Genomic DNA, 16,978 nt, shown 5'->3' with positions numbered 1-16,978 from the left:
GGGGAAGTTTTTTCGGTTAGCAGCAGCCTGCACGCATTACCGGTTGGCGCCCGGGCACATACACCTCATTTGGCATCATACCATGTCGGGCCGTAATGATAATCGACTTTCAGCGGCACGCGGAGCGCAACCGCCTGCTCCATCACCTCCGGAACGAGCTGGCATAGCCGCTCCATTTCCTCTTTTGGCGCTTCCAAAATGAGCTCGTCATGCACTTGCAGCAACAGGCGCGCCTGCAGCCGCTCTTCTTTCAGCCGCGCTGCTAAATCGATCATCGCCTTTTTAATAATGTCAGCGGCGCTTCCTTGAATCGGCGTGTTCATCGCCGTCCGCTCAGCAAAGCTGCGGACGTTGAAGTTGCGGCTTGTAATATCAGGCAAATAGCGGCGCCGGTGCAACAGCGTCGTTACATATCCTTTCTGTTTCGCTTCTTGCACAATGGTTTCCATATACCGCTTCACGCCCGGAAAGCTGGCGAAGTAACGTTCAATAAATTCGGCGGCTTCTTTGCGCGTAATGTTCAAATTTTGCGCCAGCCCATAATCGCTGATGCCGTAAACGATGCCGAAATTCACCGCCTTTGCCTGACGGCGCATAGTGGCCGTGACTTCCTCTTCGCTCACATGGAAGATGTCCATCGCCGTTTTTGTATGAATATCCAAATCGCGCCGGAACGCTTCGATTAAATTGTCGTCATCGGCGATATGGGCGAGGACGCGCAGTTCGATTTGCGAGTAATCGGCGGCGAAAATGAGCCAGTCCGGCTCTGACGGGACGAACGCCTGGCGGATTTTCCGCCCTTCTTCGAGCCGAATCGGGATGTTTTGCAAGTTCGGCTCAGCCGAGCTGAGCCGCCCGGTTTGCGTCAGCGCTTGGTTGAACATCGTATGCACTTTGCCTGTATCCGGATGCACAACTTTCAACAATCCTTCGATATACGTCGACTGCAGCTTGCCAAGCTGGCGGTAATGCAAAATGTTTTCGACGATTTCATGGTGGGGCGCGAGCTTCTCAAGCACATCGGCCGAGGTCGAATAGCCCGTTTTCGTTTTCTTCAGCACTGGCAGCTGCAGCTTTTCAAATAAAATGATCCCGAGCTGTTTTGGCGAGTTGATGTTAAACTCTTGACCGGCCAGCTCATAAATGCGCTGCTCGACGGCACGCAGCTGCTCGGCGAGCTCGGAACCCATCTGCTCAAGCCGCTTTGTATCCACTTTTATTCCAGTGAACTCCATTTCAGCCAAAATGGTTGCCAGCGGCTGCTCGAGCTTGATTAACAACCCGTCTTGCTCGTTGCTTCGCAATTCGTCCAGAAACGGCCGTTCCAGCGCCCAAATGGCCGCCGCTTTGCGGACGAGATGCTCAGCAAGCGTCGGCTCGTCGGGCAGCGACCGCTTGGCGCCTTTGCCATAGACCGCTTCATCCGGCCGCACCGCTTCATATTGTTTCATTTTCGCCACTGCAGCAACATCGCCGGCATCTTGAGCCGGGTTGAGCAAATAGGCAGCGAGCAATAAGTCAAAGGCGACGCCGCGCAGTTCAATTCCTTTCCACTTTAAGGCAACTGCAGCCCGCTTGGCGTCAAACATGCTTTTTTTCTTTGTCTCATCGGCAAGCCAGGCCAAAAATTGCGAATCCGCAAGCGCCATCTCCGCACGCAGGAAAAAACGCCCGTGCTCGTTCACTAGCGCGATTCCGACAATCGGGGCATCGTGATAGTTTTCTTCCATCACCTCAACGACAAGCGCCGCCTTGTCGGCCAGCATCTCGTCAGTGATGCCGTCAGCGATGACAAACTCCATCTCCATAAGCGGCGTCTCGTCTTCGGCTGTCGGCGCATCCATTTTTTCCAAAAACGACTGAAACCCGAGCTCTTTAAATAACGCGATCACTTTTTCCCGGTCTTGCCCTTCGTAGATGATGTCATCTAGCGACAGCTCAACCGGGGCGTCGCGGCGAATGGCCGCCAGCTGTTTGCTTAAGAGCGCCAAATCGCGGTACTGGCGCAAGTTTTCTTTCAGCTTTTCCCCTTTGATCTCATCGATCGATGCGAGCACGTTTTCGACCGTGCCAAACTGCTTCAGCAGCTTGACCGCTGTTTTTTCCCCGATGCCCGGAACACCAGGGATGTTGTCCGACTTATCGCCCATCAGCCCTTTTAAATCGACCATTTGCTCCGGAGTCAAGCCGTATTTCTCCTCGACCGTTTCCGGCGTGTACGGCTCGATATCGGTGATCCCTTTTTTCGTAATATCGACCGTTACATGAGGGGAGGCGAGCTGGGTTAAATCGCGGTCGCCGGAAATGACTTTCACTTCAAATCCTTCCTGCTCAGCGCGGGCGGCAAGCGTCCCGATAATATCGTCCGCTTCATAACGATCGAGTTCATAAGCGGGGATGCGGTACGCGTTTAACAGCTCACGCAACAGCGGAAACTGCTCAGACAGTTCCGGGGGAGTCTGCTGCCGCCCGCCTTTATACTCTTGAAACGTTTCATGGCGAAACGTCGTTTTTCCGGCGTCAAACGCCACCAGCAAGTGGGTTGGCCGTTCTTCGGCCAAAATTTTGTTCAACATCATCGTAAACCCGTAAACCGCATTCGTATGAATGCCTTTGTCGTTATGCAAAAGCGGCAAGGCGAAAAAGGCGCGGTACGCCACGCTGTTGCCGTCAATTAAAACGAGTTTTTTCTTCAATCTCATCCCTCCTCGAACGCTCCTTGTTCTATTGTACCATGCCGGCGGCCCGCCATAAAAAACAAGCCGGCTACCGCTCCGGCTTTGGAAAATGAATCGTAAACACGGTGCCGCGCCCGACTTCGCTCGCTACCGTAATATGGCCGTGATGAGCCTCCACCAAATGTTTGACGATTGAAAGACCTAGCCCCGTTCCGCCGGAATCGCGGCTGCGCGCCTTGTCAACGCGGTAAAAACGCTCAAAAATGCGGGGGATTTCCTTCTCTTCAATGCCAATGCCCGTATCTTTTACCCGAATGAGCACTTCCCGCTCGTTTTCTTCCGCTTCGACGGCCACTTGCCCATGTTCCGGCGTATAAGCGATGGCGTTTGCGAGCAAGTTGAGCAAAATTTGCTTCAGCCGATTTCGGTCGCCGCGGATGACAAGCCCTGGCGGCGCTTCGGCGCGCAAGTCGATTTGTTTTTCCTCCGCCTTTTGACGAAACACCGCCACCGCCTCGGCCGTCACTTCGGCGACGTTAACGTCATCGAGCAGCAGCTGAAATCCGTGCTGCTCAATTTTCGACAAATCGAGCAGCTCTTCAACGAGCGTTTGCAGCCGCTCGCTTTCCTTTAAAATAATCGTCAAAAAGTGCTCTAGCGCCTCTTCGTCTTTCATCGCCCCGTCAAGCAGCGTCTCGGCGAACCCTTTAATGGAGGTGACCGGCGTTTTCAGCTCGTGGGAAACGTTAGCGACAAAGTCCTTGCGAATTTGCTCGAGCCGCTTCAATTCGGTAATGTCATGGAACACTGCGACGATCCCTTTCCATTCCGCGTTCGTCCCGATAATCGGGGCGCCGTACACGTCGAAATGCTTCCGTTCAATGCCGATCGTCAACCGCATGTGCCGGCGCATCGCTGTTTCGGTGATAAAAATATCATCGATCAACTTGACAATGTCGCGGTGCGGCAGCACATCGGCATACGGACGGTACAAACAGGCGGACGGCTCAAGATGAAAATACGTTTGGAATGCGCGGTTGATCAAATGGATATGCCCGCGGTGGTCGATAAACAACAAGCCACTGCCGACGTTTTCGATGAGCGTATGGAGCCGGTCGGTTTGAATTTCCCGCGCCCGGCTCATTTCCTGCAAGTTGCGGGCAAGCCGGTTGATGGAGCGGACAAGCATGCCGGCTTCTTTATATTCGCCATCAGGCACCCGAGCGGCATAATTGCCTTTTTCGAGCTCAAACGCCACTTTGGTCGCCGCCTCAATCGGCCTCATATATTGGTTGGCGATCTTCCAGCCGAGAGCAACGATAACGACGAGCGCCATGCCAAGGCTGCTGATGAGCACGCCCCAAATTTGCTGGTTCACTTTTTTCAGCGAACTCGTCGGCGTGCTTAAAATGACATATCCGCCCCGCTCGCCGCCGCGCCCATACGGCGCAATATAGTAGTACACGTCGTTCGCTTTCTCGATCACCGAAAAGCGGGGAAACTGCTTTTTGTGCAAAATGGTGCGGATGATGCGCTCGTGGTCTTCGTCGCTGATCGCCGCGATGCGCCCGCTGTCAAACCGCAGCCGCTCTTGGCGATCGAGCACCGTGATGCGCGACGACAGCTCATCCCCCATTTCCTTCAAGTCCGCGCGAATTTGCTCAAGCGGCTCATTTTCAAGCAAAATGGCGAGCGCTTTCGCTTCTTTTTCCATCCGTTTGTTCATCGTCTCGGCGTAAAAGTCCTTGAGCACTTGCCCGAGCAAAAGGCCAAGGGCGATCAAGACGGTGACAATGAGCGTTACGAGCCAAAATAGAAGCCGGGTGCGGAAGCTATTCATGCCGCTTCGGCTCCTCCAATTTGTAGCCGAGGCCGCGCACCGTTTTAATGTACGCCGGTTTTTTCGTATCTTCCTCAATTTTCTCGCGCAAATGGCTGATATGGACGTCAACAATGCGCGTATCGCCGGCAAAGTCGTAGTTCCAGACCGCGCTGAGCAATTGATCGCGCGTCAGCACCCGTCCTCTATGCCGCGCCAAGTGAAGAAGCAGCTCAAATTCTTTTGGCGTCAGCTCAAGCGGCTTGCCGCCGATCACCGCTTCGTATCGCTCCGGAAAAATCTCCAGCTCGCCGATGACGATCCGTTCGCCCGATTCGGCCACCGCAGGGACAAACTCGGTGCGGCGCAAAATCGCCTTCACACGCGCGACGACTTCGCGCGGGCTGAACGGTTTCGTCATGTAATCATCCGCGCCAAGCTCAAGGCCGAGCACTTTGTCAAATTCATCGTCCCGCGCCGTCAACATTAAAATCGGCGTCATGATTTGCTGCTGGCGGAGCTGTTTGCACACTTCGACACCGTCAAGCTTTGGCAGCATCAAGTCCAAAATGATCAGCGCCGGCTGCTCAGACGCCACCTTGGCAAGCGCCTCTTCGCCGTCGTAGGCGACGGCGACTTGAAAACCGGCTTTCTCCAAATTGTAAGACAAAAGCGTCACAATCGGCTGCTCATCATCGACAACTAAAATTTTCTTCCCCATGCTACGCCTCCATTCCGTCCAATATCTCCCGTTTTTATCATACCATAATTCGTGCTTTAACTCGTCAAAAAATGAAAGAAGCTGTTCTTTCGACGGTCGGCTTACCCGCGAAGAACAGCCTCTAACCCTTTGTTTGCCGTTTTCGGAGAGGATAACGATCGTTTTGTCAACAAGGGACGAGACTGCCCTGGAAAAACAGTCCCGAGCAGTCTCGTTTTCTCTTTCTGTCAAAAATTCTCTAACACGCGGCCGTCAAAGCGCGGCAGCGCATGCGGCGGACAGACGGACAGCGTTCCGTCAAGCACCGTCTCCTCACCGCGTGTCGCCGCCACGGTCAATGTGACACAGTGGCCCGCCTCGTCGACCTCTGTCACTTCTAGCAAAAATTCGAGCGTTTCATAATGGTAGACCGGGCGGAGAAAGCGAATATCTTGACGCGTAATGTAGCTTCCTGGACCCGGCAAATATTTGGAGACGGCTGACGTGATCATCCCCGTCAGCATGACGGACGGGACGATCGGCTTCCCAAGCGGCGTCTGTGAGGCGTAGTCATGCTGAATGTAAAGCGGATTCGCATCATCGGTCAGCCCGAGATAAAGAAGCAAATCTTTATCTTCGATAGCCGCCTGGAAGACAAGCTTTTCTCCCGGTTGAATTTCCCCGATCGTTCTCCCGAGCTTCCGTTTTTTTAACACGTTCCCACCCCTTTGTATAGAAAACGCTTTCAAAGAGAAGGCGCAAAAATTCGGGACAATGCCCGAATTTTTGCTTTATCGTTATTCTAACACGCGCATGACGTTTTTGACCGACTCGACCGACTTGGCGAGCGCCGCTTTTTCGTCCTCGGTCAGCTCAAGCTCGATCACTTTCTCGATGCCGTTGCCGCCCAAGATCGTCGGCACGCCGAGATAGATGCCTTCATAGCCGTATTCGCCTTCAAGGTAGGCGATCGCCGGCAAAATGCGGCGTTGGTCTTTCAAAATCGCCTCGACCATTTCGGCGAGCGAAGCAGCCGGCGCGTAGTAGGCGCTGCCGTTGCCAAGCAGGTTGACGATTTCACCGCCGCCTTTGCGCGTCCGCTCAACGATGGCGTCCAGACGGTCTTTTGGAATCAGCGTTTCAAGCGGAATGCCGCCGGCATATGAGTAGCGGACGAGCGGCACCATATCGTCGCCATGGCCGCCCAACACAAACCCGGTGACGTCTTTTACTGAAACGTTCAGCTCTTGGGCGACGAACGTGCGGAAGCGCGCCGTATCGAGGACGCCCGATTGGCCGATGACGCGGTTTTTCGGGAATCCCGACTCCTTAAAGACCGTATACGTCATCGCATCGACGGGATTCGTCAAGACGATGATGTAGCAGTTTGGCGAGTATTTGACGACTTCCTTCGTCACCTGTTTCATAATTTTTTGGTTTGTCGTCACTAAGTCGTCGCGGCTCATTCCCGGCTTGCGGGCGATGCCGGCCGTAATGACGACGATGTCGGAGTCCGCCGTGTCGGCGTAATCCGACGTGCCGATGATGTTTGCGTCAAAGCCGAGCACCGGGCTCGACTCAAGCATATCGAGCGCTTTCCCTTTCGTCGGATTCTCAAGCTGTGGAATGTCGACAAGCACGATGTCGCCAAGTTCTTTTTGCGCCAAAAGGAACGCCGTCGTCGCCCCCGTAAATCCGGCGCCAATGACCGAAATTTTTTTCCGTTTCATCGCCATCGTTTGCCATCCCCTTCTTAAATGGTTAGTCCATATTGCGGATGAGCGCATCAGCAAATTCCGAACATTTCACTTCGGTTGCCCCTTCCATCAGGCGGGCGAAATCGTACGTTACAACTTTGGACGCAATCGTTTTTTCCATGGCTTGAATAATCAATTTAGCTGCTTCATTCCAGCCGAGATGCTCAAACATCATGACGCCGGACAAAATGACGGACGACGGATTGACTTTGTCCAAGCCAGCGTATTTCGGCGCCGTTCCGTGCGTCGCTTCGAAAATGGCATGTCCGGTTTCATAGTTGATGTTCGCCCCCGGCGCGATGCCGATGCCGCCGACTTGGGCCGCGAGCGCGTCGGAAATGTAGTCGCCGTTTAAGTTCATCGTCGCGATGACGTCAAACTCGCGCGGGCGCGTCAAAATTTGCTGCAGGAAGATGTCGGCGATGGCGTCTTTAATGATGATTTTGCCATTCGCTTCCGCGTCCGCCAGCGCTTTGTTCGCCGCTTCTTTTCCTTCCGCTTCAACGATGCGGTCGTATTGCGCCCATGTGAACACTTTATCGCCGAACTCTTGTTCAGCCAGCTCGTAGCCCCAGTTTTTAAACGCCCCTTCGGTGAACTTCATAATGTTCCCTTTATGGACGAGCGTGACCGATTTGCGGCCGTGTTCGATCGCATAGTTGATCGCCGCACGCACGAGCCGCTTCGTTCCCTCTTCAGAAATCGGCTTGATGCCGATGCCGGACGTTTCCGGGAAGCGGATTTTGCGCACACCCATTTCGTTTTGCAAAAAGTCGATCACTTTTTTCACTTCCGGCGTGCCTTTCGCATACTCGATGCCGGCGTAAATGTCTTCCGTGTTTTCGCGGAAAATGACCATATCCGTATCTTCCGGCCGTTTGACCGGCGACGGAACGCCTTGGAAGTAGCGGACCGGGCGGAGGCAGACGAACAAGTCGAGCTCTTGGCGGAGCGCCACGTTCAGCGAGCGGATGCCGCCGCCGACCGGCGTCGTCAACGGCCCTTTAATGGCGATTATGTATTCACGAATCGTCTCCAACGTTTCATCCGGAAGCCAACTGCCCGTCAGTTTATACGCCTTTTCACCGGCGAGCACTTCCTTCCAGACGATTTTCTTCTCGCCTTTGTACGCTTTTTCCACCGCTGCTTCGAGCACGCGCGAAGCGGCTGCCCAAATGTCCGGGCCGGTTCCGTCCCCTTCAATGAACGGAATGATCGGATTGTTTGGAACGTTGAGCACACCATTGGTGACAGTAATTTTTTCCCCTTGCGTCACGAGTAAAACCCCCAATGCCATTTTTTATTGAAAAGGCGTGAAGGACTTGCCTTCACCGCCTTGTCCACTTGTTTAGCCGCGCTGTTCGATCGGAACGTACACCTGCTTGCCCGGGCCGGTGTATTCCGCGCGCGGACGAATGAGACGGTTGTTGTCGTATTGCTCTAAAATATGGGCCAGCCATCCCGATGTCCGGCTCACGGCAAAAATCGGCGTAAATAAATCATGATCGATTCCTAAACAATGGTAAACCGAGGCGGAATAAAAGTCAACGTTCGGCGGCAACGCTTTTTCCGATGTGACGATCTCTTCAATTTTCGTCGACATTTCATACCAGTGCGGTTCGCCGACTAGCTTCGTCAGCTTTTCCGACATTTTTTTCAAATGCTTGGCGCGCGGATCGCCTTTCCGGTAGACGCGGTGGCCAAAGCCCATGATTTTTTCTTTGTTGGCCAGTTTTCCGCGGATGTACGGCTCAACGTTGTCGACCGTGCCGATTTCCGTCAACATTTTCATGACCGCTTCGTTCGCCCCGCCGTGAAGCGGCCCTTTTAACGCACCGATCGCAGCGGTGATGCCGGAATAAATGTCTGACAGCGTCGCCACGCAGACGCGCGCCGTGAACGTCGACGCGTTCAGCTCATGGTCGGCATGAAGCACGAGCGCCTTGTTGAATGCCTCCTCCGCGATCTCGTTCGGCTCCTCACCGGTAAGCATGTACAAGAAATTGGCGGCAAAGCTTAAATCTTGGCGCGGCGCAACCGGTTCCAATCCTTTGCGCACGCGGGCGAATGCGGTGACGATCGTCGGGATTTTTGCCTGCAGGCGAATCGCTTTCCGATAGTTTGCCTCTTTCGTCATGACATCCGCTTCTTCATCATAGAGGCCGAGAAGCGAAATCGCCGTGCGCAACGCCGCCATCGGGTGCACTTGATCGATCGGATATAATTTAAAATGCTCAATGATTTCGTTCGGAATGGCCGCATTTTCAGCAAGCTGCTGTTTCAGCTCCGCCAGCTGCTCTTTTGTCGGCAGCACCCGATGCCAGAGCAAATAAACGACTTCTTCGAAGGAAGCGTTTTCGGCTAAATCGTCAATGTCATAACCGACATACGTCAACGTGTCATCGATGATCGAACTGATGCTTGAAGTTGTGGCCACAACTCCCTCTAACCCACGGGTTACTGTCATGTTCAATCTCCCCTTCTCTTCATAAGTTCCGGCCATAACGACCGATGGCCGATGAGCGCTTGCTCGAAATGGATGCAAAAACAAATCCGCACACGAAAGTGCTTACATTGCCGCACCGGCTGCCGCCCTGCTGCGGCAGCGTGCGTGTTGCTTGACCCGAAAACTTGCTTACGCCTATTATTATAAACAATTATCAGACTTTTGTGAATGGGAATGCATCCATTTGGCAAAAGATTATTACACAGGAATAACGATTCTCGCCCCAGCTTCAAAAATATTCTACCATTTTTATGACCGTATAGGCAATGCCTGCGCCAATTAACGGCCCGACTGCCACCCCGTGAAACAGCGATACGGCAATGATCGTGCCGAACACGAGCGCCGCCGTGATGTGCGGATCATTGGCCAAAAGCGTCACGCCGCCTTTGGCAATTAGCGCCACAAAAATGCCGGATAAGAGCGCAATCCAAGCTGCCGCCGACTGCAGCGAGCCGACGAGCTGCTTAAAACCGATCTCTCCCGCGGCGATCGGCGCCAACACGGCAATCGTAATCACCGTAACCCCCCAGTTGATTCCTTTCGCCTGAATGGCCGGCAGCAACCGCCCGTCCAAGCCGAACAGTTTGATGGCCAGCAACACGGCAATGGCGATAACGAGCGACTGATTTTTCGCCAGCATCCCGATCGCCAGCAACAAGAGCAAAAACAACACCGGTTCGTTCACGATCGTCCGCCCTTTCCTCTGAAACTTGTCTTTTTGCTTCTTCGTAAAGAAACATGTAATATATCAGTATGGAGAACCGTTGGGGGTGAAACATTGTCCCGAGTCTATGTCGACCGTTTTTTGCGCTTGCTCATTGTCATCGCCGCCGTTGTGTTCGGCGCCATTGCCGCGTACTATGTCTCGACGGTGACGTACCCGTTTATTATTGCCTTTTTTATCGCGCTTTTCATCAATCCGCTCGTTGATTTTTTAGAGCGGAGGGCGAAAATGCCGCGCTGGCTCGCCGTCAGCATTACGTTGATCGTCCTGTTTGCCGCCGTCGCTGGAATCGTGACGCTGTTAATTGCCGAAATCGTTTCCGGAACGCAATACTTGGCCGACGTTGTGCCGGAAAAATTCCAAGCGCTCATTGCGTATATGGAGTCGTTTGCCGCCAATCAGCTCATCCCGCTCTATCAAGACTTGGCGGTCTTGTTTAAAAGCTTAAACGCTAACCAACAAGATACGATTATGCAAAACATCCAGGCGGTCGGGACGCAAATCGCGACGACGGTCGGCGAATTTATCCAGCGCGTGCTGCAAAACATTCCGCAGCTTCTTGCCTGGCTGCCGAACGCGGCGACGGTGTTTATTTTTTCGCTTCTCGCGACATTTTTCATCAGCAAAGACTGGCATCGCCTCATGCGGATGGTGCAGCAATGGCTGCCGGCGAAAGCCCGCACGAGCGGAAAAACGGTGTTTCTTGATTTGAAGCGGGCGCTGTTTGGCTTTATTAAGGCGCAGGCGACGCTCATTTCGATTACGACGGTCATCGTGCTGATCGGCTTGCTTATTTTGCGCGTCGATTACGCCATTACGATCGCCTTGATCATCGGGTTCGTTGATATTTTGCCCTACTTAGGGACGGGGATTGTGTTCGTTCCTTGGATCATTTACGCGGCGGTCAGCGGCGACATCCCGTTTGCGATCGGGCTCGGCGTGTTGTATATCGTCGTTCTCGTCCAACGGCAAATTATGGAGCCGAAAGTGCTCTCCTCATCGATCGGCCTTGACCCGCTCGCGACGCTCATCGCCTTGTTTGTCGGCTTCAAGCTGCTCGGCTTTCTCGGACTGATCGCCGGTCCGGTCGCGCTCGTCATCATCCGCACGCTCCATAGCGCCAACGTCTTTCGCGACATTTGGCGCTTTATCATCGGCAAGCCGGTCTCATAAAAACAGCCTTGGCTTATGGCCAAGGCTGTTTTCGTTGGTCGACAACCGCATTACAAGACGCTCGCATGGCCGCGGTAGACAGCGCCAAACCCGCCGTCGACGGTAATTTCCTGCCCGTCTTTAAACAAACTTGTCGCGTTGGTCACCCCGACGACGACCGGAATGCCAAGGCTTAAACCGACAACGGCGGCATGGCTTGTCAGCCCGCCTTCCTCCGTAATGATCGCCGCCGCCTTTTCGATCGCCGGCATCATGTCGGCATCGGTGCTGATCGTGACTAAAATGCCGCCGTCGACCATTTTTTGCCGCGCTTCTTCCGCTGTTTTCGCCACAACGGCCTTGCCGAACGCTGACTTGCGGCCGATGCCTTGCCCTTTGGCGAGAAGATCGCTGATGACGTGCACTTTCATTAAGTTCGTCGAACCGGTTTCCCCGACCGGCACGCCGGCCGTGATGACGACCAAGTCTCCGTGCTTCACCAAACCGGAACGCACCGCCGCATCGACGGCCACATCCAACATTTCATCGGTCGTGTTCACATGCGGCGCTTCTTTCGTATAGACGCCCCAGACGAGCGCCAACCGGCGCGATACCGCTTCGTTTGAGGTAACGGCGATAATCGGCGCTTTCGGGCGGTATTTTGCCACCATTTGCGGCGTTTTTCCGCTCACCGTCGGCGTGACGATCGCGGCGACATCCAAATTCAACGCCGTATGGGCGACCGACTGCCCGATGGCATCAGTAATCGTCGTCGCGCTTTCTTTTGTACGCTGGGACAAAATGTCGCGGTGCTCAAGCGCCTGTTCGGTGCGGAGCGCGATTTGGTGCATCGTTCTGACCGCTTCGACGGGGTAGTGGCCGGCCGCTGTTTCCCCGGAAAGCATGACGGCGTCCGTGCCGTCAAAAATAGCGTTGGCGACGTCGCTTGCTTCCGCCCGCGTCGGCCGCGGATTGCGCTGCATCGAATCGAGCATTTGCGTCGCCGTAATGACCGGCTTGCCGAGCATATTGCACTTTTTGATCAACAGCTTTTGGATGAGCGGCACTTCTTCAGCCGGGATTTCGACGCCTAAATCCCCGCGGGCCACCATCAGGCCGTCGGCCGCTTCTAAAATTTCGTCGATGTTGGCGACGCCTTCTTCATTTTCAATTTTGGCGATAATTTGAATATAGAGGGCATCGTGCGCCTCAAGCAGCTCGCGAATTTCGAGTACATCGGACGCCCGGCGCACGAACGAAGCGGCGATAAAATCGATTCCTTGGCGGATGCCAAACAAAATGTCAGCACGGTCTTTCTCGGTAATCCCTGGCAAGTTGACGCGCACGCCCGGGACGTTGACCCCTTTTTTGTTTTTCAGCACACCGCCGTTTAAAACGGTCGTCACGATTTCTCCGGCTTGTTTGTCGGCCGCAGTGACCTCAAGGCCGATCAGCCCGTCGTCGAGCAAAATTTTCGAACCGACGGATACATCGTCAATCAATCCCGGATAAGTGATCGAGATTTTTTCCGGCGTGCCGAGCACTTCGCTCATCGAAATGACGAGCTTCGCCCCTTCTTTCAGTTCAATCGCTCCGTTTTCCATATTGTGCGTCCGGATTTCCGGACCTTTCGTATCGAGCAAAATGGCGACCGTTTTGCCCGTCCGCTCCGCCGCCTCGCGAATGTTGGCAATGCGCCGTCCATGCTCCTCGTGATCGCCGTGTGAAAAGTTCAGACGGGCCACGTTCATTCCCGCTTCAATGAGCTGTACGAGCTTGTCCACACTTTCACTTGCCGGCCCAATGGTACAGACGATTTTCGTTTTCCGCTTCATCGTTTCTTCTTCCTTTCCCCTCGGGAATTAGATGGACAGTTCTTTTGACAGTAAGTACATCCGCTGATCGATCGTATGTTTCTGGCTCAACGCTTCGGCAATGTCATGGTCGACAAGCTGGTTGTTTTGGATGCCGACGCAGCGGCCCCCTTTTCCTTCGAGCAGCAGTTCAACCGCACGGGCGCCAAGACGGCTCGCTAAAACGCGGTCAAACGCGGTCGGCGACCCGCCGCGCTGCACATGGCCTAAAACGGTGACGCGCGTTTCAAACCCGGTCGCCTCTTGAATTTGCCGGCCGAAGTCAACGCCGCTGCCAACCCCTTCGGCGACGATGATGATGCTATGTTTTTTGCCGCGCTCATGGCCGCGTTTCAAGCGGGCGATGACGTCGTTCATATCATAGTCCGCTTCCGGAATTAAAATCGTTTCCGCCCCGCCGGCAAGACCGGACCATAAGGCGATGTCGCCGGCATGGCGGCCCATGACTTCGATGACGTACGTCCGTTCGTGCGAGGTGGCCGTATCGCGGATTTTGTCAATGGCATCAATGACGGTATTCAACGCCGTATCAAAGCCGATCGTAAAATCCGTGCCCGGAATGTCGTTATCAATCGTCCCCGGCACGCCGACGCACGGAAAGCCATGTTCAGTCAGTTTTTTCGCCCCTTGGTACGAACCGTCGCCGCCGATGACAACGAGCCCTTCAATGCCGTGCTTTTTCAGCTGTTCAATCCCTTTTTTCTGCCCTTCCTCCGTCTTAAACTCCGGACAGCGGGCCGTATAGAGCATCGTGCCGCCGCGGTGGATAATATCGCCGACATCGCCGACTTCCAGCTTTTTGATGTTGCCGGCGATCAGCCCCGCATAGCCATGGTAGACGCCGTACACTTCCACGCCGTGGTAAATCGCCTTGCGGACGACAGCACGAATGGCCGCGTTCATCCCCGGCGAGTCGCCGCCGCTTGTCAATACACCAATCCGTTTCATGATTTTCCACCTCATTTACATCAAATTCAACACGTCCGACCTCATACGTCTGTCGCTCTTGAACATTCCTAATGTACCATGAACCACTACGGAACACAATATGGAAGCCTTCGCTGAAACGGCTTACACGAACAAGTTTTTCTGAACAGAACAAAGCTGTCCCACAGAAGGAGACAGCTTTTTTCCTTATCTTGCCCGAATCGTCTCTTGTAAAAACGAGACTTGGCCCATTTGTTTAAATTTTTCGTAGCGCTGTTCCACGAGCGCCTCGCCGTCGAGCGCCAGCAGCTGCTTAAGCGAAGCGCGCAGCACGCGGTCGATTTCTTTCGCCTGCTCGTCGGCATTGCGGTGGGCGCCGCCTTTCACTTCCGGAATGATTTCATCAATGACGCCAAGCGTCTTTAAGTCGTGAGCGGTAATTTTCATCGTTTCCGCCGCCCGCTGCGCCAATGATGCATCTTTCCATAAGATGGCCGCCGCCCCTTCCGGCGAAATGACCGAGTACGTGGAGTTTTCGAGCATATGAATGTGGTTGCCGACACCAAGCGCCAGCGCCCCGCCGCTTCCGCCTTCGCCGATGACGATGCAGACGACCGGCACCGTCAGTCCCGCCATTTCAAATAAGTTGCGGGCGATCGCTTCGCTTTGGCCGCGCTCTTCGGCCGCTTTGCCCGGATAGGCGCCTTTTGTATCAATAAAGCAAATGATCGGACGGGAAAACTTTTCCGCCTGCTTCATGAGCCGGAGCGCCTTCCGGTAGCCTTCCGGGTGCGGCATGCCGAAGTTGCGGCGCAAGTTTTCTTTCGTATCTTTGCCGCGCTGGTGGCCAATGACTGTCACCGGAAGCCCATCATAATCGGCGATGCCGCCGACGATCGCCTCATCATCGCCAAAGCAGCGGTCGCCATGGCATTCGAGAAAGTTCGTAAACAGCCGCTCAATATAATCAAGCGTCGTCGGCCGCTGCGGATGGCGGGCGATTTGTACGCGGTCCCACGGCGTCAAGTTCGCATACACTTCGTTCTCAAGCTTGGCGAGCCGCGCCTCCAGTTTCTCGATTTCCGCCGACAAATCGACGTCCGCCGTTTTCATAAACTCTTTCAGCTCTTGAATTTTGCGGCGCAGCTCAACAAGCGGCTTTTCAAATTCTAATTCCGCCACCATCCCGATTCCCCTCCTCCCGCATGAATTGCGAACACAATCGCGAGCTTCTCTTTGAGCTCATGGCGGTGAATGACGGCATCCAGCTGGCCGTGCTTTAACAAAAACTCCGCCGTCTGGAAATCTTCCGGTAGCTCTTCGCGCACCGTCTGCTCGATGACGCGGCGGCCGGCAAAACCGATGAGCGCCCCGGGTTCGGCGAAGTTGTAATCGCCAAGCGAGGCGAAACTTGCCGACACGCCGCCCGTCGTCGGATGGGTCATAACGGAAATAAACAAGCCGCCGTCATTGCTGAATCGTTTGAGCGCGGCGCTCGTTTTGGCCATTTGCATCAGGCTTAGCACTCCTTCTTGCATGCGGGCGCCGCCGGAAGCGGTAAAAATGAGAAATGGCATCCGTTGTTCGCGCGCCCGCTCGACGGCGCGGGCGATTTTTTCGCCGACAACGGAGCCCATGCTGCCCATGCGGAACGACGAGTCCATCACGGCGATGACGAGCGGATGGCCTTCAAGCGTCCCTTCGCCGGTAACGACCGCCTCGTTTAGCCCTGATTTGCGCCGGTCTTCTTCCAGCTTTTCGCTGTAGCCGGGAAACCCAAGCGGGTTGACCGACACCATGCCGGCATCATACTCGCGGAAGCTGCCGTCATCAAGCATGCTGGCAATCCGTTCGCGCGCCGGCATCGGATGATGGTAACCGCAGCTTAAACAAACGCGCAAGTTTTTCACCAATTCCTTTGTATACATAATTTTTTTACATTGCGGGCATTTCGTCATCACGCCTTCCGGCACTTCGGCCCTCACCTGCTCGGAAGGGAGTGCCGCATATTTTTTCTTTTTTACAAACAAATCTTTCCACACGAGGGAGCCCCTCCTTTGCGTTTTCGCCTCTCTACTACTTTATCGAAAATAGGTAGGATTGTTTGTCAAACGGTGTCAGTTCTTTTTCGACAATGGCCAGGGCCGATGCGCCTCCCATACGGCGACGGCTTCCGTCCGATCGCGCTTTTTCAATGCTGCTAGCAGCTGGTCATAAAACGAATCCGCAAGCGGCGGCTTCGGCGCAAAGGCGGCCGCAAACGCGGACAGCGCCCGCCAAATGCGGACAAGCAAATAATTGTCGGCCTCCTCGGCGACCGTCTGAAAAAATCGCTCGAAATCGATCGGCTTTTGGCGAACGGTTTTTTCAAGCCTGCTTATGGCTTCCTCGCTACGGCGTTGACAGAAAAGCTCAAGCAGCAACCGTTCGACAAGCCATTTCGTTTCCGCCAAGTCGGCTTTCGCCCGTTCATTTTCAAGCAAAAACATCGCCAGCAAATCGATCAGCTGATGGCTGCCGATCTCGCGCATGTATGTACCTTCCCCGCGCCGCGTCTCAATCAGGCCGAGAAATTCGAGCGCCCGCAGCGCCTCGCGCACCGACGAACGGCCGACACCGAGCCGTTCAGCGAGCTCCCGCTCCGACGGCAGTCTGTCGCCGGGGGCGAGGCCATCGTGAACAATGAGGCGGTGAATATGCTTGAGCGTCTCGGCATACACTTTTTCGTCGTTGAACGGAGATCCCTCCCGGCGATTCGGTAATAAGGATATTTCTCCAATGAAAAAACTTATGAATCCTGCTCTTTAACGGCCTTCAAAGCCGTTGAATGACGAGAAGCCG

Annotated in this window: 14 protein-coding genes; 1 reads left to right on the top strand and 13 read right to left on the bottom strand. The window is 54.5% G+C overall.

The window, feature by feature from the left end:
• Nucleotides 1-65: 65 nt before the first annotated feature.
• The 8 genes from polA to B9L21_RS02330 all read right to left on the bottom strand — a co-directional run bounded on the left by polA (nt 66) and on the right by B9L21_RS02330 (nt 10,145).
• Complete coding sequence (gene polA / locus B9L21_RS02365; RefSeq protein WP_063165043.1) at nt 66-2,702, bottom strand: DNA polymerase I; 2,637 nt, start codon at nt 2,700-2,702, stop codon at nt 66-68.
• Nucleotides 2,703-2,766: 64 nt separating this feature from the next.
• Nucleotides 2,767-4,518, bottom strand: a complete 1,752-nt coding sequence (gene pnpS, locus B9L21_RS02360; protein WP_063165042.1) for a two-component system histidine kinase PnpS — start codon at nt 4,516-4,518, stop codon at nt 2,767-2,769.
• Nucleotides 4,511-5,218: a response regulator transcription factor gene (locus tag B9L21_RS02355; protein WP_063165041.1), complete on the bottom strand. Its 708-nt coding sequence runs from the start codon at nt 5,216-5,218 to the stop codon at nt 4,511-4,513. Before B9L21_RS02355 ends, pnpS begins: the two co-directional genes overlap by 8 nt.
• Nucleotides 5,219-5,445: 227 nt before the next feature.
• Nucleotides 5,446-5,913: a MaoC/PaaZ C-terminal domain-containing protein gene (locus B9L21_RS02350; RefSeq protein WP_063165040.1), complete on the bottom strand. Its 468-nt coding sequence runs from the start codon at nt 5,911-5,913 to the stop codon at nt 5,446-5,448.
• 81 nt (nt 5,914-5,994) lie between these two features.
• Nucleotides 5,995-6,933: a malate dehydrogenase gene (mdh, locus tag B9L21_RS02345; protein WP_063165039.1), complete on the bottom strand. Its 939-nt coding sequence runs from the start codon at nt 6,931-6,933 to the stop codon at nt 5,995-5,997.
• Between the two features lie 25 nt (nt 6,934-6,958).
• Entirely contained in the window at nt 6,959-8,230 is a 1,272-nt protein-coding gene (gene icd, locus B9L21_RS02340; protein WP_063165038.1) for an NADP-dependent isocitrate dehydrogenase, read from the bottom strand.
• A gap of 72 nt (nt 8,231-8,302) precedes the next feature.
• Nucleotides 8,303-9,421 carry a citrate synthase gene (citZ, locus tag B9L21_RS02335; protein ID WP_063165037.1) on the bottom strand — a complete coding sequence of 373 codons (1,119 nt, stop codon included), beginning with the start codon at nt 9,419-9,421 and terminating at the stop codon, nt 8,303-8,305.
• Between the two features lie 268 nt (nt 9,422-9,689).
• Nucleotides 9,690-10,145 (bottom strand): DUF441 domain-containing protein, encoded by a 456-nt coding sequence (locus B9L21_RS02330; protein WP_063165036.1) that lies wholly within the window; start codon nt 10,143-10,145, stop codon nt 9,690-9,692.
• A gap of 93 nt (nt 10,146-10,238) precedes the next feature.
• Here B9L21_RS02330 and ytvI point away from each other — a divergent pair, with 93 nt between their 5' ends.
• Entirely contained in the window at nt 10,239-11,357 is a 1,119-nt protein-coding gene (gene ytvI, locus B9L21_RS02325; protein WP_063165035.1) for a sporulation integral membrane protein YtvI, read from the top strand.
• Nucleotides 11,358-11,407: 50 nt separating this feature from the next.
• Here ytvI and pyk read toward each other — a convergent pair whose 3' ends face one another.
• The 5 genes from pyk to B9L21_RS02300 all read right to left on the bottom strand — a co-directional run bounded on the left by pyk (nt 11,408) and on the right by B9L21_RS02300 (nt 16,857).
• Nucleotides 11,408-13,171 (bottom strand): pyruvate kinase, encoded by a 1,764-nt coding sequence (gene pyk, locus B9L21_RS02320; protein ID WP_063165034.1) that lies wholly within the window; start codon nt 13,169-13,171, stop codon nt 11,408-11,410.
• A 27-nt stretch (nt 13,172-13,198) separates the two neighbouring features.
• Nucleotides 13,199-14,158 (bottom strand): 6-phosphofructokinase, encoded by a 960-nt coding sequence (gene pfkA, locus B9L21_RS02315; RefSeq protein WP_063165033.1) that lies wholly within the window; start codon nt 14,156-14,158, stop codon nt 13,199-13,201.
• 186 nt (nt 14,159-14,344) lie between these two features.
• Nucleotides 14,345-15,322, bottom strand: a complete 978-nt coding sequence (gene accA / locus B9L21_RS02310; protein ID WP_063165032.1) for an acetyl-CoA carboxylase carboxyl transferase subunit alpha — start codon at nt 15,320-15,322, stop codon at nt 14,345-14,347.
• Nucleotides 15,307-16,179 (bottom strand): acetyl-CoA carboxylase, carboxyltransferase subunit beta, encoded by an 873-nt coding sequence (gene accD / locus B9L21_RS02305; RefSeq protein ID WP_063165031.1) that lies wholly within the window; start codon nt 16,177-16,179, stop codon nt 15,307-15,309. The genes accA and accD overlap by 16 nt, the downstream gene beginning before the upstream one ends.
• A 75-nt stretch (nt 16,180-16,254) precedes the next feature.
• Nucleotides 16,255-16,857, bottom strand: a complete 603-nt coding sequence (locus tag B9L21_RS02300) for a FadR/GntR family transcriptional regulator (RefSeq protein ID WP_063165030.1) — start codon at nt 16,855-16,857, stop codon at nt 16,255-16,257.
• Nucleotides 16,858-16,978 lie beyond the last annotated feature (121 nt).

Source organism: Geobacillus uzenensis, assembly GCF_002217665.1.
GTDB classification, from domain to species: domain Bacteria; phylum Bacillota; class Bacilli; order Bacillales; family Anoxybacillaceae; genus Geobacillus; species Geobacillus subterraneus.
This window is presented reverse-complemented; position numbering and strand designations above follow the sequence as displayed.